A 19,984-nucleotide genomic window follows, 5' to 3' on the forward strand; every position below is an offset into this window, starting at 1 on the left:
AGTGGTTCGGAGTCGGAGGACGCCCGACGAGTGGGCCGGAACGCTGCGGCCGGGGCCGGCCTCATGCTGCGCGGCGGCGCAGCACTCCGGCCAGCTCGTTCACTCTCAGCGACGTCCGATATCGCCACAAACTAATAGCAAATACACACATTCCCAAGACCATCCCCACGGCGAGTCCTGATGGAGTGTCACCTTCCCTCGTACGGGCGGCTCCCAGCACCACGGAGACGGTCAGGGCGACGCCGAGGGCGGTGGCATAGCCGCGGTCCACGGTGGTGAAGCCGAGGCGCCACCGGATCAGCAGGGCCGCCGCGAGGTTCTCCACGACGATGGCCGCGCCCCAGGACACGGCGGCGCCGCGCACGCCCCAGGCCGGGACGGCGAGCACACCGACGGTCAGCTGCACCGTGAACGCGACCGCGGTGACGGCTAGATGCCAGGAGCTGCGGCCGGCCATCAGCAGCACGGTCTGGGCGTTGCCGACCGCGACGTTGACCATGGCGGCGGCGCACAGCACGACCAGGGCGGGGGCGCCGCGGACGAACTCCGGCCCGAAGGCGGACAGGAAGGTCTCGGGGAAGGCCGCGAGGAGGGCGAACAGCGGCCAGGAGAACAGCACGATCCAGCAGGTCGACACACGGTGCAGGGAGTGCGCCTCGGTGTCCTCGCCGAGGGCGAGCAGCCGGCTGACCTCCGGGGCGACGGCGAGCCGTACGGCGAGCTGGAGGAGCGTGCCCGCGGTGACGACCCGGCCGATCGCGGTGTAGACGCCGGCCTCCCCCGCGGTGGCCATGGCCGACAGCAGGATGACGCCGACCCACACGGCGCTGATGTCGAAGACGGAGGAGACCGCGCGGGGCGCGGCGAAGCCCCAGAACGTCCGCCAGGACACGGACCCGCCCTCGGCCGGGGGCGTCGGGCCCCGGCCCGCCCGGCAGCGGCGCAGGGCGAACCAGGCGGCCACGGAACCGGCCAGCGCCGGCAGCAGCCATGCCGAGGCCAGTGCCGTCAGACTGGGCAGCAGGAAGGCGACCGGGAGGGCGATCAGCAGCCGCAGCACCGGCTTGCCGATCTGCTCCACGGCGACGAACGGGACGACGGTGCCGTAGGCCCGGGTGGCGCCGAGCAGGACCATGCCCACGGTGGCGACGGGCAGGAAGACGCCGAAGAGCCGGACCAGTGAGACGGCGTCCGCCGGGGGCAGTTGGGGCAGCAGCAGACGGGCCGCGGTGGACGACAGCAGCAGGGGCGCGGCGGCCGCGGTGGAGACCACGGCGGCGGGCAGTACGGCCATGCGCAGCAGGTCGGGGACCGAGCGGCCGTCGTGCAGGGCGAGGTCCCGGGGGACGAAACGAATCAGCCCGGCGTCGGCGCCGAGCTTGCAGGTGTTGCTGAGGATGGTGAACAGGGCGACGCCGGTGAAGACCACGCCCGAGCCGTCCGCGCCCACGGCACGGGTGAACAGGCCGACCAGCAGGAAGGAGAAGACCGCGTTGGCGGCGGAACCCGCCATCCCCCACCATCCGCCCCGGGCGACCGCCGCCACCGCGCGCGGGGCCTTGGCCCCGGCGCGGAGGGGAGCGGTCGTGTCGGCAGCGGTCACCGCCGGGAGACGGAGAAGGTGCCGTCCTGCACGGGAAGTTCCATCGGCGCGGCGGGGTGCGACGCCGGACGGTACTTCGGGCGGCGGCGCGGCAGCCGCAGGCGCCGGCGGGGCCGGGCCGCGTCGAGGACGGTGCCGAGGAGCCGTCCGCCGGAGCAGTCGACCAGTTCCTGCACCTGGCGGAGGTCGTCCTGCCGGGTGGCGCCGAGGCCGACGACCAGCAGGACGCCGTCGACGCGCTGGGCCACGGCGAGCGCGTCGGCGTGCGTGAGGAACGGCCCGGTCACGACGACGGTGGTGGACTCGGCACCGGGCCGCAGCCGGTTGGCCTCGGTCGACAGGCTCGAGCGGGTGTGCGCAGCGATCCCGCCGCCGGAGCGGAAGGCCAGCCGTCCGCAGACGTCGGCGTCGACGAGCACGCTCCCGCTGGGCAGGAACGCCTCCTCCAGGGTGGGTGCCTCGTACGGCATCAGCGGCAGCCGGTCCGAGAGCCCGGAGGCGTCGGAGTCGGCGTCGACCAGCAGGACCTCTCCGCCGTACTCGGCGAGGGCCGCGGCCAGGTTGGCGGCGACCTCCTCGGCGGCCTCGGCGTCGCGCGGGGCGACGACGAGCACCTGGCCGGGGCCCGAGGGGCCGTCGGCCTTGCGCAGCCGGAAGGCCAGGGCGCGGAACGCCTCCGCTCGGACGCCGCCGGTGCGGCCGACCTTCAGCAGGTCGTCGCGGGTGTCCTCGTCGTCGGGCAGGATGCCGAGGACCGGGGTGCGCAGCGCGCCGCGCAGTTCGCCGACCGAGCGGATCCGGGAGTCCAGGGCGGAGCGCAGCCAGGCCAGCACCACGCCGAGGAGCAGCCCGCAGACCAGGCCGAGGGCGAGCAGGGTCCGCAGGCCGGGGCCGACCGGCATGTGGGGGGCAGAGGCCCGGCGGACGACGTCGCCGGCGTCGGTGTCCCGGGACTTGATGTCCAGGACGCGCTTCTGGAGGGTGTAGAGCTGGCTCTGCGCGGCGGTCTTGGTGTCCTGCCGCTCCAGCTGGTCCTTGGCGAGCTGCTGGTTGAGCACCTGGATCTGCTGGCCGAGGGCGTCGGTGGCGCGCCGGACGGCGGCGTCGTTGCGGCCCTTGCGGTCGGCGAGGTAGGCCTCGGCGAAGGCGTTGGCGCCCTCCGCCGTGCGCTGGGGGCTGCCGGCGGTGAACTCGAAGCGCAGCACCCGGGACTTCATCGGGTTGGTGACCCGCAGCCGGGAGGCGAGTCCGTTCGCCTGGCTCTCGGGCAGGCGCAGGGTGCGGGCCACGCGGCGGGCGACCTCGGCGCTGGTGGCGACCTGCTGCTCGGTGGTCATGCTGACCTGGTTGTCGGCGGAGACCCCGACCGCGCCGAACGGGTCGGCGGTGGAGCGCACCAGGACCTCAGCCGTGGCGGAGTAGGTGTGCGCGCGGTACTCGGCCAGCGCCAGCCCGCCGAGCAGTCCCAGGACCAGGCCGAGCGCGATCAGGGCGCGATGGCGAAGGATGCGGCGCAGTTGGTCGCGTAGTTGGTCCGGCTCGTCGTACCGGTCGTCGAGATGGATGGGGCCGGTCACGGGTGCCCTCCTGTTCCGGGGATCGATGCGTGACGGGGGGATGCGGCCGGCATCGCCGATGAGCGGAACCGGGATGCCCGGGCGACGGGGGTGGTGATGAGCAGCGGTACGGCCACCAGCAGGGTCAGCGGACCCGCGATGGCGAGCAGGCTGCCGCGCAGGAAGACCATCTGGTAGAAGGCGAACGCGGGGACGAGCAGGGCGGCGAGGGCGCCGGGGCTCTCGCGCAGCCGGTGGCGGATGTCGTCCACGCGCCGGCCGAACGCGCCGAGCAGGAGGAAGACGAGGATCACCGCGAGGGGGCCGGCCCACAGGTAACTCTCGATCCACAGGGGCGCGGAGAGGTTGTGGAACTCGTATCCGGCGTACTCGGCCAGGGAGATGCCGGTGTCCTCGGGCTTCTCCGGCCACATCGCGCGCGGCACCATGAACAGCGGCGGGCCGAGGACGTTCTGCGGGGAGAACCCGTGGTCGTGGGCGTAGTCGACGCCGGTCTGCATCTGCTGGAAGGCGTCGTAGTCGCCGTTGGAGGTGAACTGGTCGGCGAGGGAGGCGACGGTGAGGGTCTCCCGGTCGCTGTAGCGGAAGTAGTCGCTGTAGGGGAAGACGAACAGCAGTGCGGCGAGGATCGCGGCCGAGGTGACGCGGAAGGCCCGGGGCCGGCACAGCCGGGGCACCGAGAACACCAGGGTCAGCAGGACCATGCCGGCCCAGAACCGCGGCTTGCTGATGGGGTTGTTGACGACCACGTTGAGGGCGAGCAGCACCGGCAGCAGCAGCCAGCGCACCGCGCGCAGCCAGCGGTCGCCGCCGGGGCGGCACGGCACCCTCAGCAGTCCGAGCAGGGCCCAGAACGCGGGCACCGACAGCGACCAGCTGAGCAGGGAGCGCAGCGAGGCGTCCTCCCCGCCGGCCTCGGTGATGGCCTGCCGGCTGGTGAAGTACGCGCCCAGTCGGCCGGGTTGGCCGGCGATCAGCACGGCGGCGAGGCCGAGGGCGAGGCCGCACAGGGCGAGCAGACGCCAGGGCGCGACTCGGCGGGCGAGGACGCGTTCCAGGCGCCCTGGCGGGGCGGCGTCCCCGCGGGCGCGTTCCCGGCGGGCGGCGAGGGCCGCTCCCGCGCTGTGGGCGAGGAGGCCGAGTTCGACGAGGGCCACGGCCACGAGCGCGGTGGTCTCGTCGGTCCGGTACGGCCAGGGGTACGCGTCGGCGGCGAGCATCGCCAGGCCCGCCAGCCCCAGCCAGATGTAGGCGAAGACCCAGAAGCCGAGGGCGACGAACCGTACCCGGGACGCGGTGAGCACCCGGGCGAGCGCGCCGCCGCTGTGCGCCACGACGACGCACTGCAGGACGAGCGCGGCCGACGGGTGCGCACCGTGCGACTGGAGGATCAGCCCCGGCAGCAGGACCGTCAGCACCACGGCCCAGAGGGAGACCGCAGCCACACTGCGGACGCGACCGTCCTGCATCCCGGCCTCTCCGTCGAGCGAATATTTAGGCTGAAACATCACTGAAGGATATATAGCGCTTAGATCGCCCTAATCAGACCAGGCGCGCAGAAATCAAGAAATTCTCGGCGTGCCAATTACCCCAAATCATGACAAGTCTGCATAGCTTATCGGCCATCAGATCTCCCGGATCACAGAGGAGTTGTGCATGAGCCAGCAGGTAGACGTAGTCGTCGCCGGGGGCGGGGGATTCATCGGCGGTCACCTGGTGGGCGACCTGCTCGCCCAGGGACTGACCGTCCGTTCCGTCGACATCAAGCCGCGCCAGGACTGGTACCAGGTCCACCCCGACGCCGAGAACGTGGTCGCCGACCTCTCGCTCCTGGACAGCGCCCGCGCGGGCGTCCGGGGGGCGCGCCAGGTGTACATGCTGGCCGCCGACATGGGCGGCATGGGCTTCATCGAGAACAACAAGGCCGCCTGCATGATGTCGGTGCTCACCAGCACCCACATGCTCCAGGCGGCCCATGAAGCCGGTGTGGAGCGCTACTTCTACTCCTCCTCCGCCTGCGTGTACGCCGCCGCCAAGCAGACCGACCCGGACCTCACCGCCCTCAAGGAGGAGGACGCCTACCCCGCGCAGCCCGAGGACGGCTACGGCTGGGAGAAGCTGTTCTCCGAGCGCATGTGCCGGCACTACGCCGAGGACTACGGATTCGTCACCCGCGTCGCCCGCTACCACAACGTGTACGGCCCGCACGGCACCTGGACCGGCGGGCGGGAGAAGGCGCCGGCCGCGGTGTGCCGGAAGGTGGCCGAGGCCGTCCTCAGCGGCGACCACCGGATCCAGATCTGGGGCGACGGACTCCAGAGCCGTTCGTTCATGTACATCGACGACTGCGTGCACGGCAGCCAGATGATCCTGAACGGCGACAGCGGGATCCCGGTCAACCTCGGCTCCTCGGAACTGGTCACCATCAACCAGCTCGTCGACCTCGTCGAGGAGATCGCCGGTGTCCGCTGCGAGCGCGCGTACCGCCTCGACGCCCCGCAGGGGGTGCGCGGCCGCAACTCCGACAACACGCTCATCCAGGAGATCCACGGCTGGGAGCCGTCGGTGACCCTGCTCGACGGTCTGGAGACGACCTACGCCTGGGTCTACGACCAGGTCAAGCGCTCCCAGCAGTGAGCCGCGGGCGAGCAGAGGAGACGGTGAACCCATGAGGATCCTCGTCCACGACTACAGCGGCCACCCCTTCCAGGCCCAGCTCAGCCGTGAACTGGCGCGCCGCGGTCACGACGTCGTCCACTCGACCTGCACGGCCTACGTCTCCGGCAAGGGCAACCTCGCCGGGGACACCCCCGGGCTGCGCTTCGTCACCATCGGCGACGGCACCGCGCTGCGCAAGGACGCCTACTTCCGCCGGCTGCGCCAGGAGACCCTGCTGGGCCTCGAACTGGCCCAGCAGGTACGGCGGGAGAAGCCCGACGTGGCGCTGCTGTCGAACATGCCGATCCCGGTGCTGGTGGTCGCGGCGGGGGTGCTGCGGCGGATGGGCGTCCCCTGGGTGCTGTGGCACCAGGACGTCACGGCCGAGGCGCTGAAGAGTTTCGCCGCCGAGAAGGTCGCGCGGTCCATGGGCGTCGCCGCGAAGGTGTTCGGGGCCGGCGAGAAGTGGTCGGCGCGGCAGGCCGCGGCCGTCGTGGTGATCGCCGAGTCGTTCCTGCGTGTGCACCGCGAGTGGGGCACGGCCGACAAGGTCACCGTCATCCCCAACTGGGCGCCGCTGGACGAGATCGTGCCGGTGGACCGGGCCAACGCGTGGTCGGCGGAGCAGGGCCTGGACGGTGTACGGACGGTGCTGTACTCCGGCACCCTGGGCCTGAAGCACAACCCGGAGCTGCTGGTGCGGCTGGCCGAGCGGCTGGGCGCGCGGGGCACCCCGGTGCGGCTGGTCGTCGTCAACGACGGCCCGGCGGTGCCGGTACTGCGCAGGGCGGCGGCCGAGCGGGGTGTCGACCTGACCCTGCTGCCCTTCCAGCCGTACGGGCGGCTGCCCGAGGTGCTGGGCTCGGGCGATCTCCTCGTGGTGCTGCTGGGCGCGGACGCCGGGGAGTTCTCGGTGCCGTCGAAGACCCTGTCGTACCTGTGCGCGGGGCGCCCCGTGCTCGGTCTGATGCCGGCCGGCAACCTGGCGGCGCAGCTGCTGCGCCGGGCGGGGTCGGCGGTGTTCCCGCCGGAGGAGATCTCGCTCGACGAGGCCGCCTCCTGGGCGCGGGAGATCCTGTCCGACCCGGCGCGCGCCGAGGCGCTGGGCAAGGAGAGCCGGGCCCTGGCCGAGCGGGAGTTCGCCCTGGAGGACTGTGCCTCGCGCTTCGAGGACATCCTCCGTACGGCGAGCCGCGCGCGGCGGCGCTGAACCGGCGGCGGTTCGGCCGCGCCCGGCGGCCGAACCGCTTCCGTCACCCTTCCCGGTACAGCTTCTCCAGCCGGTCCACGACCGCGCGGATGGAGAAGACCTCGTCGATCGCCCGCCGGCCGGCCTCGGCGAGCCGGTGCCTCAGCTCCGGGTCGGCGAGCAGCCGGCCCACCGCGTCGGCCAGCGCCTCCGGGCTGCCGTCGGTGACCAACGCCGCTTCCCTGCGGGCCAGTTCGGCCGCGATGCCGTTGCTGTCCGTGCACACGACCGGCGTTCCCTCGGCGAGCGCCTCCAGGACCGTCATCGGGAACGGCTCCTGCACACTCGGCAGGACGTACACCGCCGCCCTGCGGTACGCCGCCAGGGCCGCCGCGTGGTCGAGCGCGCCGCCGTAGGAGACGACGTGGCCGATCCCCCGGTCCTCGATCAGCCGGCGTACCGCGGGCAGCGAGCCCTCGTCGGCGCCGTAGAGCGTGAAGCGGGCCTCGTCGGACTCCTTGTGGACCAGGGCGGCCATCTCGACGAACGCCTCGGGGCGTTTGCGCGGGTGCAGTCTGGCCAGGAAGACCACGTCGTGGCCGGTGCGCGTCCGGTCGGCGTCCGTCACGGTGGACACCCGCAGGCCGTTGGGCAGGTCGACCAGCGGGGGGCCGTCCGGGCCGAGGACCGCGCAGAGTTCGCGGCGCTCCCGCTCGGTGAGCACGAGACAGGCGCGGGCGCCGCGCAGCAGGGGCACGAACAGCCGGTCGAAGACCCGCGCCACGGGAGCGGTGCGGGGCTCGACCATGCCGTGGGTCTGTGTGACGTAGTCCCTGCCCCGCAGCCGGGCCACGGCGAGCGCGGCGAGGGAGACGAGGTCGCGGCCCGCGTGCAGATGCACGGCGTCGGCACGGCCGGTCTCCCGCCACAGGTCCCACAGCAGCAGCGGGTGCATGAGCCCGAGACAGCCCCGGCCGGGGACGAGGCGCCGGGCCGGGCGGGAGACGAAGGGGACGGTCCCGACCCGCCGCGGGGCCGGGGCCGCGCCCTTGCCCCGCCACAGCGACACCAGCCGGACGTCGTGGCCGCGGGCGGCGCACTCCTCGAGCTGGGCGGCCGCCACGCTCGTGGGGCCGCCGAAGGCCCCGTCGTCGCTGACGAGCGTGACCACATGGAGCAGTCTCATGCGGCCCCTCCCCTCGCGGGCGCCGCGCCCGTCGTCAGCACCGCGCCGGCCGCGAGGTCCTGGTGGGCGACGGCGCCCGCGCCGACCACGGCGCCCCGGCCGACGGTGACCCCGCGCAGCACGACCGCGCGGGCCGCGACCCAGCTGCCCGGCTCCAGCCGGATGGGGCCGTTGTCGAACTCGAAGGTGGCGCTGCGGCGGCGGTGGCTGCCGGTGCACAGCAGGGCGCTCTGGGAGACACAGCAGTCGTGGCCGATGGTGACCGGTTCGAGGTTGAGGATCCAGGCGTCCTCGCCGATCCAGACGTCGTCGCCGACGTCCAGTTTCCACGGCCAGTGGACGCGTACCCCGCGCCGGATCAGCACTCGCCGGCCGACCCGGGCGCCGAAGGCGCGCAGCAGCGGCGGCCGCCAGCGGGCGGGGAACCACCACTGGGTGAACAGCAGATGCTGGGCGGCGTACCAGGCGGCCTGCACCAGCGGGGGGCGGCCCTTGTCGTATCCGGCTCCGGTGAAGCCGCGCAGCCGGCGGGCCACGACGGGCCGGTGCGCCGGGTCCGCGACGGAAGTGGTCTGTACCATGACGCGATCCTTCACGGCGGCGGGGACGAAGGAGCCGCGCCGGCCGCGTGTTGGCGGCAGACCTGCCCGGATGGCGGACGCGGCCCCCGGCCGGAACCCGGGGACCGCGTCCGTTGTTGCCGAACTTCCTGACGGACGCCCTTCTAGTAGGCGCCCTGGCCGTTCAGGACGGCGCGGACGGTGCGGGCCATCACGTTGACGTCGCCGGACAGCGACCAGTTGTCGACGTAGCGCAGGTCGAGCGCGACCGTCTCGCGCCAGGACAGGTCCGAGCGTCCGCTGACCTGCCACAGGCCGGTCAGGCCCGGTCGGACGTTCAGCCGGCGCATCTCGACGCCGTTGTACTTGACGACCTCCTCGGGCAGTGGCGGGCGGGGGCCCACCAGGGACATGTGGCCGAAGAGGATGTTGAAGAGCTGGGGCAGCTCGTCCAGGGAGTAGCGGCGCAGGACGCGTCCGACCGGGGTGACCCGGGGGTCGCGGCGCATCTTGAACATGTGCCCGTCGTTCTCGTTCTGCTGCTCCAGCCCGCCCTTGAGCCGGTCCGCGTCGACCACCATGGTGCGGAACTTCCACATGGCGAACCGCATTCCGTGCCGGCCGACCCTGGTCTGGCGGTAGAGGACCGGGCCCGGTGAGCCGAGCCGGACGGCCAGCGCCAGCAGGAGCAGCAGCGGTGAGAGCAGCAGGAGCAGCAGCAGGGCGCCGGTCCGGTCCACCACCGTCTTGGCGGCGGTGTGCGCACCGCGCTGGAGGGGCGGGGCGATGTGCAGCAGCGTGAGACCGGCCGCCGAGGTCAGCCGCACCCGGCGGCGGGCCACGTCGGTGATGCCGGGCAGCACCATGAGCGAGCGGCCCCGGTCGTACAGCGCCCAGGACAGCCGGCGCATCCGCTCGCCGTTCAGGTGCGGGCCGGGCGCCACGAAGACCAGGTCGGCGCCGAGTTCGTCGGCCGCGCCGAGGACGACGGCGGCGTCCGCGTCGGGTGCGTCGGGTGCCTCACGGGTCAGCTGCGCGCACACGGGGACGCCCGAGGTCACCTCGTCCTCACCCACCGGGCAGGCGCCGACGATGACGTACTCGTGGTCCGTGCGCTGGGCGAGCTGTCCGACCACGGCGTCGAGGGCCGAGGCCTCGCCGACGACCAGGACGTGGCGCAGGGCGCGGGCGTCGCGGCGGGCGGCCAGCAGATGACGGTGGATCAGCTTCTGGCAGACGCCGGTGGCCACCAGGGCGGGGATGAGCGCGGTGAACGCCTCGGCGGGCACGCTCTCCAGTCCGCAGACCACCCGCAGCGTCGCCAGGGCGCCGACCAGGACCAGCCAGTCCCGGGCCACGGCGCGCAGCCCGCCTCCGTCGCCCCAGGCGACGGGGGTGTACCGCTTGCTCGCCACCCCGATGAGCGGCCACAGCAGGGCCGCGGCGGCCGCCAGCCGCAGGGGGTGGGGCTCATGGACCTCCACGATCGTCGCGGCGACCGGCAGGGCCGCGGCGGCCAGGTCGACGCAGACGGAGAACGGGCCGTACCAGCGGGCCCGGGGCCGTACACGCCGGACGGGGTGGCGCGCCACGGGCATCGGCGCCTGCCGGGACATCGCGATTCTGAACCGGCGCATGGTTTCCTTCGAACCCCCACTCGCGGATCGCATTCCTCACATGATCCTTATATCACCGCATGGGTAAGAAAATAGGCTTTTATCGAGTGGTGTGGCATGGCGGTGCGTCGCGGGTTGGGGCACGGTGGAATGACGACGCGACAGCCGTGACGACCCCGTCACGGCCGAGAGGAGCACCCGATGTCGAACCACACCTACCGGGTCACGGAGATCGTCGGCACCTCGCCCGACGGCGTCGACCAGGCCATCCGCAACGGCATCGGCCGCGCCTCGCAGACACTGCACAACCTGGACTGGTTCGAGGTCACCCAGGTGCGCGGGCAGCTCGAGAACGGCGACATCGCGCACTGGCAGGTGGGGCTGAAGGTCGGCTTCCGCCTGGACGAGTCGGACTGACGCGCCCGTCAGGTACGGCCCTCCCCCTCCTGCGCTTCGCGCAGTACCGGCGACGGCGCGCTCCAGCGTGCGAGAACGACCCGGAATCCCGCCCGTTCGGCGTCGTCGCACACCAGCGCGTCGTCGTCCACCAGCATCCGCACCCGGCGGGACCGGGCGAGCCGGCGCAGGATCTCCAGCTTGGTGCGGCGGGCGGGCCTGCGGTCGTCGTTGCGCCGCATGTACACCCGCCCCTCGGGCAGCCCCTGGGCGGCGAGCCATTCCAGCGTGTCCCGTCGGCAGCGCTCCGGCCGGCCGGTGAGGTAGACGACCTCGCACTCCTCGGCCTGCGCCAGCGCCAGGGCGACGCCCTGCGGGATCGGCGGGTCCTCGGGCGCGGCGGCGAAGAACGCGTCCCAGTCGCGCGGCCTGCTCTCCAGGAACCGCTGGCGATGGGCCGTGTCGGCGAGGGTGTTGTCCAGGTCGAACACGGCGATCGGCCGTCCGCTGCTGTCGATCATGACAGCATTTTCCCGGGAATCCCGTGGGCCGTCAGGCGTTGAACGAGGTATGAGCTCCGTGATCGCCTCGGCCCGCTTCTCCGTCCTCGACCGGTCCCGGATCCGCGAGGGCCACACCGCGGCGGAGGCGCTGCGGGACACCGTGTCGCTGGCGCGGGAGGCCGAGAGGCTCGGCTTCCACCGGTTCTGGGTCTCCGAGCACCACGGTGTCCCCGGCGTCGCGGGCTCGGCGCCCACCGTCCTCGCGGCCGCCGTCGCGGGAGCGACCCGCACCATCCGGGTCGGCACCGGCGGGGTGATGCTGCCCAACCACCGGCCCCTGGTGGTCGCCGAGCAGTTCGGTGTCCTGGAGTCCCTCTTCCCGGGCCGGATCGACATGGGGCTGGGCCGGTCCGTGGGCTTCACCGACGGGGTGCGCAGGGCGCTCGGCCGCGACAAGGACGACGCCGGCGACTTCGCCACCCAGCTCGGGGAACTCCTCGGCTGGTTCCGCGGCACCTCGCCGACCCGGGTGCACGCCTACCCGGCCGAGGGGCTGACGGTGCCGCCGTTCGTGCTGGCCATGGGCGAGGGCGCGGCGATCGCGGCCCGCGCGGGCCTGCCCCTGGTGATCGGCGACCTCGGGAACCGCGAGAGGCTGCGGCGCGGCATCGACACCTACCGTGCGCTGTTCCGCCCCTCCCCCTGGGCGCCCGAACCGTACGTCGTCGTCTCCGGCACGGTCGCCGTGGCCGCGGGCCCCGCGGAGGCCCGGCGGCTGCTGCTCCCGGAGGCCTGGTCGATGGCGTACTCCCGCACCCACGGCACCTTCCCGCCGCTCCCGCCCGCCGAGACGGTCGAGACGCGCAGGATGACCGCGAAGGAACGCGGCTTCTACGAGTCCGGCCTGACCGGCCACATCGCCGGCACCGAGGAGCAGGTGACGCACGAGCTGGAAACCCTGTTGAAGGAGACCGGCGCGCAGGAGATCCTCGTCACGACCAGCACGTACGACCGTACGGCGCTGCTGGACTCCCACCGGCGACTGGCCGGGATCGTGAACCGGGGGAAGAACACCGAGTGACCGTCGCGGAACTGCTGTCCGCCCACGACGGGCAACTGCGCGGCCGGGTACCCCCGGACCTGCGCTGGGGCACCGTCGCCGTGGAGGACGGGCCGGTGGCGCGCGTGCACCACGGCACGCATGCCGTCGTGGAGCACCGGGAGCTCACCGGTGCGGACCTGCCGGACCTGGTCCGCCGGCAGCAGGAGGAATGCGCGGCGCGGGTCGAGCCGCTGGAGTGGAAGGTGTACTCCCACGACACCCCGCGGCTCGCACGGGCCCTGGCCGAGGCCGGGTTCACCGCGGGCCCGGCCCGCAGCCTGCTGGTGGCCGAGACCGCGGGCCTGCCCGCCCCGCAGCCTCCTTCGTCCGTACGACAGAACTGGCTGGGCCGCTCCGCCGCCGAACGCGAGACGATCCGCCGGCTGGCCGCCGCCGCTCCCGGGCAGCGCAGGCCGCTGAGCGAGTTGGTGGCCGACGGGGTCGGGCGGGTGATCGGGGCCGAGATGAACGTCCTGGTCCTGGAACGGCACGGGCGGCTCGTCGACGAGGTCTGGCTGGAGCGTGTGCCCGGCACGGACTTCGCCTCGGTCGGCGGGATCACCGGTCCCCGCCCCGAGCTGCTGCACGCGGCCGGGCAGTGGGCGGCCCGGGGACCGTGGGGCCGGCAGGCGGCCCGGTACCTCGTGGCCGAGGCGGGCGGCGAGCTGGTCGACGCCCATCTGGCGGCCGGTTTCCAGGAGATCGCCGAGGTGACGACGTACCGCTGGGCCCCGCCCGGCGAACCGGCCCGGGAACGGCCGGCCGCGCAGTTGCTGAGCGACCCGGAGCACGACGAGATCTGGGAACGGTTCAAGAAGCGCTTCGAGGTCACGTACGAGACCGCCTACGACGGGATCGCCGAACCGCCGGGCTCGGTCACCTGGTACATGGCCGCGGTCGACCACACGCGGCGCGACCCGCTGCTCGCCGAGGTGGAGGAGGTGATCACGCGCGGGCTGCGGGCCTGCGGACGCCCCGGGGACCGGCTGTACCGACTGAAGTGGTACATCAGCGGCTCGCGCTGCGACCCCACCCGGGTCGGCGGCCCCGGACAGCCCCGGTGGCCGGGGTACTCCTACCTCGTCGACGAGAACGTCATCCAGGTCACCGCCGATCTGCGCATGGGCACCCACGGGAACTTCGTGGAGGAGTCCCTCTGTGTCTTCGGCGCCGATCTCGTCGCCGAGGTCGAGGAGGACCTCACCGCCCTGCTGGGCACGGTCCTGCGGCGGGACGGCAGACCGGTGGGGAACGTGTGGAGCTTCGGCCCCTAGGACGCGGCCGGCCGGCGGCGCCGCTGCTCGCTCCAGGACCGGTGGTGGTCCAGGAGGGTCTCCTCGATCGGGCGGTAGACGAGGCCCAGTTCCTCGGTGCTCCTGCGGTTGTCGACGCGGAAGCGGATGCCCAGATGCTTGCGGATGTAGTCCTGGGAGAGGCCGAACGCGGGGCCCAGGACACGGACCGGCCAGTGCGGCAGGGCGGTGCGGGGCAGGCGCAGATCGCGCGGGTGGTGCCTGCGGAGCAGCTGCGCCATCTGGTGGAAGGAGGTCATCTCCTCGGCCGCGAGGATGTACCGGCCGTGGGCGTCCGGGTGTTCGGCGGCGGCGATGTGGGCGGCCGCCACGTCCCGGACGTCGACCGTGGTGAAGCTGAAGTCGGGGGCGCCGTAGAAGAAGTAGCCCTTGAACAGCTCGTCGAGGAGGAACAGGCTGCCCGAGTCGGAGGCGGGGGTGAGGGAGGGGCCGAGGATCAGGCCGGGGTTGAGAGAGACCATCCGCCAGCGGCTCTGCGCGGCCTCGGCGTCCCAGGCGGCCTGCTCGGCGACCGTCTTGGCGTAGTGGTACGGGTTGTTCTCCACCGTGCTGGTGGTGTTGACGTACTTCTCCGACAGGACCCGCCCGTCCATGTGGTCGACGTCCGCGTAGTCGCCGAAGATCGCGCCCACGGTGGAGGTGAACACCAGGCGTTCCACCGTCTCCGTGCGGTCGACCGCCCCGACGACGTTACGGGTGCCGTGCAGGGCCGGGTCCACGACGTCCCGCTGCCCGTCCTTGATCTTCTCCGGCATCAGGAAGGGCGAGGCCACGTGGAAGACGACCGAGCAGCCCTTCGCCGGCTCGTCGAAGGAGCCTTCCCGCAGCAGGTCCGCCTCGAAGACGTCGAGCCGGCCGGGGTGGGCGTCCTGGAGGGCGCGCAGCGGGGCGAGCTTCGCCGGGTTCGCCGGACCGCGGACCGTCGTGCGCACCCGGTGGCCGCGCTCGAGGAGCTGCCGCACCAGGTGCGCCGCGACGAAGCCGCTGCCTCCGGTGACCAGGACCGTTCTGCCGGGCGGGCTGGTGCTCACGCGCGTGCTCCCCTCAGGTCGTCGGAACGCGCGCCATGATCCCATCCCGTACGCCCGACGGCCCCCCGCTTGCGGGGAATTCATGGGCCGCGCGACGGTCTTCGTGGGACCTGCGCCGATGCTCGTGGGGACCGGCCAGGACCCGCGCCGCGGCCGCCGACGCGAGCGCCTTGCGGTCGGCGGCGCCGCCCGGTGCGAGCAGCGGAAGCACCTCGACCTCCGCGACCAGACCGCGCGCCGAGGTCACCCGCCACAGCGAGGCGAGCAGCGAGTCGTCGCCGACGTAGGCGGGCGCGGTGCTGGCCGCCCCGGCGGCGTCCCGGTAGCGGATCCGGACCGGCTGGACCGGGACCTCCGCGTCCAGCGCGGCCTGGAAGACCGCGCGCCGGAAGTGTCCCTGGGCGCGACCGCACCAGGTGCTGCCCTCCGGGAACACCGCGACCGCCTGCCCGGACCGCAGCACCCCGGCGATGGTGGCGACCGTGCCCGGCAGGGCGCGCAGCCGGTCCCGGTCGATGAACAGGGCGCCGTTCGCGGCCATCGCTCCCACGACCGGCCACGCGCGGATCTCCTTCTTGGCGAGCATCCGGGCCGGGCGGACCCCGGCCAGCAGCGGGATGTCCAGCCAGGAGACGTGGTTGGCGACCAGGAGCAGTCCGCCGGTGGCGGGCGCGCTCTCGCCGGTCACCCTGATCCGCACCCCGGCCGCCCGTACGACGGCCCGGCTCCACCGCCGTATCGCGCCCGCCGGGATCCGCCGCCCGAGCGGGGACAGGGCGACCCCGGCCAGCACCAGGACGACCACCGCGACGAGCCGCGGCACGGCCCGCGGCAGGGCCGTCCAGGACGCCGTACCCTCCACGCACGCCCGCGGGGTGCAGGGCGCGCCGGGCAGCCAGACGCTCATCAGGCGCTCGGCACGAGGGAGAGGAAGTGCCGCAGGTAGCGCGAGTCGACCCGGCGCATCGACAGCAGCACGAACAGGTCGGCGACACCGAAGTCCGGGTCGTGCGCGGGCTCGCCGCACACCCAGGCGCCGAGGCGGACGTAACCGCGCAGCAGGGCGGGCAGTTCGGTGCGGGCGGCCGGGGCGGCGGCCTCCTTCGGCACCCACGGCAGCAGCGGGCGCACCCGGAACTCCTCGGGGGCCAGGTACTTCTCACGGGCCCGGTCCCAGGTCGCGGCCGCGAGGGCGCCGCCGTCGGCGAGCGGGACCGAGCAGCAGCCGGCCAGCCACTCGTGGCCGCGGTCCACCATGTAGCGGGCGATGCCGGCCCAGATCAGGCCGATGACGGTGCCGTCGCGGTGGTCGGGGTGGACGCAGGAGCGGCCGACCTCGACCAGGCCGGGCCGGATCGCGTCGAGCCGGCTCAGGTCGAACTCGGCGTCCGAGTAGAGTCGCCCGGCGACCGAGGCGCGCTCGGGGGGCAGCAGCCGGTAGGTGCCGACGACCTGGCCGGTCTCCGTGTCGCGCACCAGCAGGTGGTCGCAGTAGGTGTCGAACGGGTCGGCGTCGAGGCCCGGCTGCGGGGAGGACAGCAGGGCGCCCATCTCCCCGGCGAACACCTCGTGCCGCAGCCGCTGCGCGGCCCGTACGTCGGCCTCGTCGCGGGCCAGGGTGACGGTGTAGCGGACGGGTGCCGTGGACTGCTGGGGACGGTCGAGGGTGGAAACGCCGGTCATGGCTCACTCCTGGGCACGGGCCACATCGGGGACGGTGGCGCTCCCCCTGTTTCTCCCGACCCCGGTTGGCGTGTACGTGTCCGGTGCCGGGAGCAGGGATGTGGGAATGTTGAATGCCAGGCGCTCCGGCGCTGTTCGGGGTGTTACCGCTTGACCTTCCGCGCGGCTCGCAGCCACTCCTTGTTCATCGCGGTGATGGACACCAGCGGAATCCCCTTCGGACAGGCGGTGGCGCACTCCCCCGCCAGCGTGCAGCCGCCGAACCCCTCCTCGTCCATCTGCGCCACCATGTCCAGCACCCGCGTCTCCCGCTCGGGCGCCCCCTGCGGCAGCACGTTGAGATGGTTGACCTTGGCGGAGGTGAACAGCATCGCGGCCCCGTTGGGGCACGCGGCGACGCACGCCCCGCAGCCGATGCACTCCGCGTGCTCGAACGCGAGGTCCGCGTCCGGCTTCGGCACCGGCGTCGCATGCGCCTCGGGCGCGGCCCCGGTGGGCGCGGTGATGTAGCCGCCGGCCTGGATGATCCGGTCGAAGGCGCTCCGGTCGACCACCAGGTCCTTGATCACCGGGAACGCCGACGCCCGCCACGGCTCGACGTCGATCGTGTCGCCGTCCGCGAAGGACCGCATGTGCAGCTGGCAGGTGGTGGTGCGCTCGGGCCCGTGCGCATCGCCGTTGATCACGAGGGAGCAGGCGCCGCAGATGCCCTCGCGGCAGTCGTGGTCGAAGGCGACCGGGTCCTCACCGCGCAGGATGAGGTCCTCGTTGAGGGTGTCGAGCATCTCCAGGAACGACATGTCGGGCGAGACGCCGTCCACCTCGTACGTGGACATGGCGCCGTCGGCTTCGGCGGTGCGCTGCCGCCAGACGCGCAGGGTGAGCTTCATGCGTAGCTCCGCTGGGTGGGGTGGACGTACTCGAAGACCAGGTCTTCCTTGTGCAGGGCGGGGGCCTCGCCGGTGGCGGTGAACTCCCAGGCGGCGGCGTACGCGAACTCCTCGTCCCGGCGCGCCGCCTCGCCGTCCGGGGTCTGGGACTCCTCGCGGAAGTGGCCGCCGCAGGACTCGGCGCGGTGCAGCGCGTCGAGGCACATCAGCTCGGCGAGCTCCAGGTAGTCGACGACCCGGTTGGCCTTCTCCAGGGACTGGTTGAACTCCTCGCCGGTGCCGGGGACCTTGACGCGGCGCCAGAACTCCTCGCGGATCTGCGGGATGCGCTCCAGTGCCTTGCGCAGTCCCGCGTCGGTGCGGGCCATGCCGCAGAACTCCCACATCAGCTCGCCGACCTCGCGGTGGAAGGAGTCGGGGGTGCGGTCGCCGTCCACGGACAGCAGCAGGTTCAGCCGGTCCTGGGTCTCGGCCAGCACCTCCTGCGCGGCCGGGTGGTCGTCGGTCACCTCGTCCTGCTTCGGGTTGCGGGCGAGGTAGTCGTTGATGGTGGCCGGGAGGACGAAGTAGCCGTCGGCCAGGCCCTGCATCAGCGCGGAGGCGCCGAGCCGGTTCGCCCCGTGGTCGGAGAAGTTGGCCTCGCCGATCGCGAAGAGGCCGGGGATCGTGGTCTGGAGGTCGTAGTCGACCCAGAGGCCGCCCATCGTGTAGTGCACGGCCGGGTAGATCCGCATCGGCACCTGGTACGGATCCTCGTCGGTGATCCGCTGGTACATGTCGAAGAGGTTGCCGTACTTCGCCTCTACGGCTTCGCGCCCCATCCGCCGGATCGCGTCGGCGAAGTCCAGGTAGACGCCCTGCCCGCCGGGACCCACGCCCCGGCCCTCGTCGCAGACGTTCTTCGCGGCGCGGGAGGCGATGTCACGCGGGACCAGGTTGCCGAAGGACGGGTAGATGCGCTCCAGGTAGTAGTCGCGCTCGTCCTCGGGGATCTGGTGCGCGGGCCGGGTGTCGCCCTTGGCCCGGGGGACCCAGATCCGGCCGTCGTTGCGCAGCGACTCGCTCATCAGCGTCAGCTTGGACTGGTGGTCGCCGGTGCGCGGGATGCAGGTGGGGTGGATCTGGGTGAAGCAGGGGTTGGCGAACCAGGCGCCGCGCCGGTGCGCCCGCCAGATGGCGGTGGCGTTGGAGTTCATGGCGTTCGTCGACAGGTAGAAGACGTTGCCGTAGCCGCCGCTGGCGAGGACGACGGCGTCCGCGTAGTACGTGTCGATCTTCCCCGTGATCAGGTCCCGGGCGACGATCCCGCGCGCCCGGCCGTCGACGACGATCAGGTCGAGCATCTCGGTCCGCGGGTGCATCTCGATGTTCCCGGCGGCGATCTGCCGGCTGAGTGCCTGGTAGGCGCCGAGGAGGAGCTGCTGGCCCGTCTGGCCGCGGGCGTAGAACGTACGCGACACCTGGACGCCGCCGAAGGAGCGGGTGTCGAGCAGGCCGCCGTACTCCCGGGCGAAGGGCACGCCCTGCGCCACGCACTGGTCGATGATCTCGACGGAGATCTGCGCGAGCCGGTGGACGTTGGACTCCCGCGCCCGGAAGTCGCCGCCCTTGACGGTGTCGTAGAACAGCCGGTGGACGGAGTCGCCGTCGTTGCGGTAGTTCTTCGCCGCGTTGATACCGCCCTGCGCGGCGATGGAGTGGGCGCGGCGCGGCGAGTCCTGGTAGCAGAACTGGACGACGTGGTAGCCCTGTTCGGCGAGGGTCGCGCCCGCCGAACCGCCGGCGAGGCCGGTGCCGACGACGATCACCGTGTGCTTGCGCCGGTTGGCCGGGTTGACCAGCTTGGCCTCGAAGCGGCGCGTGTCCCAGCGGTCGGCGATCGGTCCCGCGGGGGACTTGGTGTCGGCGACGGGCTCGCCGGCCGTGTAGTCGGTGTAGGTCATCTTCAGCTCACCACTCCGGTCATGACGCCCACGGGTACGGCGATGAAGCCGGCCGTGAGCAGCAGCGCGAGGACGTTGGCCGTGGTCTTCAGGGCGCGGTCGCGGGTCCGGCTGCCGGCGCCGAGGGTCTGGGCGGCGGCCCAGAAGCCGTGCCGGACGTGCAGGCCGAGGGCGAGCATCGCGACGATGTAGATGACGTTGCCGTACCAGGTGGAGAAGGTGTCCACGACGTTCTGGTACGGGTGGCCCTCCTGGAAGCCGCCGCTGTGCACGGTGCCGGTCGTCAGGTCCAGGATGTGCCAGACGATGAAGAGGCCGAGGATGATCCCGCCCCAGCGCATGGTGCGCGTCGCGTAGCTCGCCCGGGGCTTCTTGTGCGCGTACTTGCTGGGCCTCGCCCTGATGTCGCGCCGGCTCAGCTGGTAGGCGGAGGTGGCATGGGCGACGACGGCGACCACCAGCGCGACGCGGATCAGCCACAGCGTCCACTCGTAGTGCATGAACGGTTCGCCGACGATGCGCAGCCAGTGCGCGTAGTGGTTGAACTCGCCCGGCCCGAAGAAGATCTTCAGGTTTCCGATCATGTGGACGACCAGGTACAGCAGCATGATCAGGCCGCTGACGGCCATCACTGTCTTCTTGCCGACGGAGGAGTCCCACACGGTGCGCGCCATCGACGGCCGTCGGTCCGTCCGTGTTGCCAGAGCCATGCCTCCAGACGCTAGGGCCGTTCG

The 19,984-nt window shown here is 72.7% G+C and carries 18 protein-coding genes; 5 read left to right on the forward strand and 13 right to left on the reverse strand.

Annotation, left to right across the window (positions count from 1 at the left end):
* Positions 1–61 precede the first annotated feature (61 nt).
* The 3 genes from AQJ64_RS09940 to AQJ64_RS09950 are packed head-to-tail and all read right to left on the reverse strand — an operon-like array spanning position 62 to position 4,649.
* Positions 62–1,603, reverse strand: coding sequence for an oligosaccharide flippase family protein (locus tag AQJ64_RS09940; protein WP_055636025.1), 1,542 nt, complete (start codon positions 1,601–1,603; stop codon positions 62–64).
* The gene (locus tag AQJ64_RS09945) at positions 1,600–3,180 is read right to left on the reverse strand and encodes a hypothetical protein (RefSeq protein ID WP_055636026.1); all 1,581 of its coding nucleotides are present in this window, start codon (positions 3,178–3,180) and stop codon (positions 1,600–1,602) included. The genes AQJ64_RS09940 and AQJ64_RS09945 overlap by 4 nt, the downstream gene beginning before the upstream one ends.
* Positions 3,177–4,649: a hypothetical protein gene (locus AQJ64_RS09950; RefSeq protein WP_240512764.1), complete on the reverse strand. Its 1,473-nt coding sequence runs from the start codon at positions 4,647–4,649 to the stop codon at positions 3,177–3,179. The genes AQJ64_RS09945 and AQJ64_RS09950 overlap by 4 nt, the downstream gene beginning before the upstream one ends.
* Before the next feature lie 187 nt (positions 4,650–4,836).
* Here AQJ64_RS09950 and AQJ64_RS09955 point away from each other — a divergent pair, with 187 nt between their 5' ends.
* Positions 4,837–5,817: an NAD-dependent epimerase/dehydratase family protein gene (locus AQJ64_RS09955; RefSeq protein ID WP_055636027.1), complete on the forward strand. Its 981-nt coding sequence runs from the start codon at positions 4,837–4,839 to the stop codon at positions 5,815–5,817.
* Positions 5,818–5,848: 31 nt separating this feature from the next.
* On the forward strand, positions 5,849–7,048 hold the full coding sequence (locus AQJ64_RS09960; RefSeq protein ID WP_055636028.1) for a glycosyltransferase family 4 protein: 1,200 nt from the start codon (positions 5,849–5,851) through the stop codon (positions 7,046–7,048).
* 43 nt (positions 7,049–7,091) lie between these two features.
* Here AQJ64_RS09960 and AQJ64_RS09965 read toward each other — a convergent pair whose 3' ends face one another.
* The 3 genes from AQJ64_RS09965 to AQJ64_RS09975 form a co-directional block, all read right to left on the reverse strand.
* The gene (locus tag AQJ64_RS09965) at positions 7,092–8,213 is read right to left on the reverse strand and encodes a glycosyltransferase (RefSeq protein ID WP_055636029.1); all 1,122 of its coding nucleotides are present in this window, start codon (positions 8,211–8,213) and stop codon (positions 7,092–7,094) included.
* Positions 8,210–8,794, reverse strand: a complete 585-nt coding sequence (locus AQJ64_RS09970) for an LbetaH domain-containing protein (RefSeq protein WP_055636030.1) — start codon at positions 8,792–8,794, stop codon at positions 8,210–8,212. Before AQJ64_RS09970 ends, AQJ64_RS09965 begins: the two co-directional genes overlap by 4 nt.
* A 143-nt stretch (positions 8,795–8,937) precedes the next feature.
* Complete coding sequence (locus tag AQJ64_RS09975) at positions 8,938–10,410, reverse strand: sugar transferase (protein WP_240512765.1); 1,473 nt, start codon at positions 10,408–10,410, stop codon at positions 8,938–8,940.
* A gap of 180 nt (positions 10,411–10,590) precedes the next feature.
* On the opposite strand from AQJ64_RS09975, the gene AQJ64_RS09980 reads away from it, so the two are divergent.
* Positions 10,591–10,806 (forward strand): dodecin, encoded by a 216-nt coding sequence (locus AQJ64_RS09980; RefSeq protein WP_055636031.1) that lies wholly within the window; start codon positions 10,591–10,593, stop codon positions 10,804–10,806.
* Positions 10,807–10,814: 8 nt separating this feature from the next.
* Here AQJ64_RS09980 and AQJ64_RS09985 read toward each other — a convergent pair whose 3' ends face one another.
* Positions 10,815–11,306, reverse strand: coding sequence for a phosphatase domain-containing protein (locus AQJ64_RS09985; protein WP_055636032.1), 492 nt, complete (start codon positions 11,304–11,306; stop codon positions 10,815–10,817).
* Between the two features lie 49 nt (positions 11,307–11,355).
* Between AQJ64_RS09985 and AQJ64_RS09990 the strand changes: the two genes are divergently transcribed.
* Together AQJ64_RS09990 and AQJ64_RS48960 are read left to right on the forward strand one after the other, a co-directional pair.
* Complete coding sequence (locus tag AQJ64_RS09990; RefSeq protein WP_055636033.1) at positions 11,356–12,369, forward strand: LLM class flavin-dependent oxidoreductase; 1,014 nt, start codon at positions 11,356–11,358, stop codon at positions 12,367–12,369.
* The gene (locus AQJ64_RS48960) at positions 12,366–13,664 is read left to right on the forward strand and encodes a DUF2716 domain-containing protein (RefSeq protein ID WP_055636034.1); all 1,299 of its coding nucleotides are present in this window, start codon (positions 12,366–12,368) and stop codon (positions 13,662–13,664) included. Before AQJ64_RS09990 ends, AQJ64_RS48960 begins: the two co-directional genes overlap by 4 nt.
* On the opposite strand, the gene AQJ64_RS10000 is transcribed toward AQJ64_RS48960, so the two are convergent.
* The 6 genes from AQJ64_RS10000 to AQJ64_RS10025 form a co-directional block, all read right to left on the reverse strand.
* Positions 13,661–14,734 carry an NAD-dependent epimerase/dehydratase family protein gene (locus AQJ64_RS10000; protein ID WP_055636035.1) on the reverse strand — a complete coding sequence of 358 codons (1,074 nt, stop codon included), beginning with the start codon at positions 14,732–14,734 and terminating at the stop codon, positions 13,661–13,663. The two genes, AQJ64_RS48960 and AQJ64_RS10000, sit on opposite strands and share 4 nt — an antisense overlap.
* Positions 14,735–14,747: 13 nt before the next feature.
* Positions 14,748–15,641, reverse strand: a complete 894-nt coding sequence (locus tag AQJ64_RS10005; protein WP_055636036.1) for a lysophospholipid acyltransferase family protein — start codon at positions 15,639–15,641, stop codon at positions 14,748–14,750.
* Positions 15,641–16,417: a GNAT family N-acetyltransferase gene (locus AQJ64_RS10010; protein WP_055636037.1), complete on the reverse strand. Its 777-nt coding sequence runs from the start codon at positions 16,415–16,417 to the stop codon at positions 15,641–15,643. Before AQJ64_RS10010 ends, AQJ64_RS10005 begins: the two co-directional genes overlap by 1 nt.
* Positions 16,418–16,560: 143 nt before the next feature.
* The gene (locus AQJ64_RS10015) at positions 16,561–17,307 is read right to left on the reverse strand and encodes a succinate dehydrogenase/fumarate reductase iron-sulfur subunit (RefSeq protein ID WP_055636038.1); all 747 of its coding nucleotides are present in this window, start codon (positions 17,305–17,307) and stop codon (positions 16,561–16,563) included.
* Entirely contained in the window at positions 17,304–19,250 is a 1,947-nt protein-coding gene (locus AQJ64_RS10020; protein ID WP_055636039.1) for a fumarate reductase/succinate dehydrogenase flavoprotein subunit, read from the reverse strand. The genes AQJ64_RS10015 and AQJ64_RS10020 overlap by 4 nt, the downstream gene beginning before the upstream one ends.
* Before the next feature lie 2 nt (positions 19,251–19,252).
* A complete protein-coding gene (locus AQJ64_RS10025; RefSeq protein ID WP_055636040.1) occupies positions 19,253–19,924 on the reverse strand; it encodes a succinate dehydrogenase in 672 nt (223 codons plus the stop codon).
* Positions 19,925–19,984 lie beyond the last annotated feature (60 nt).

This window comes from Streptomyces griseoruber (assembly GCF_001514205.1).
Taxonomy (GTDB): domain Bacteria; phylum Actinomycetota; class Actinomycetes; order Streptomycetales; family Streptomycetaceae; genus Streptomyces; species Streptomyces griseoruber.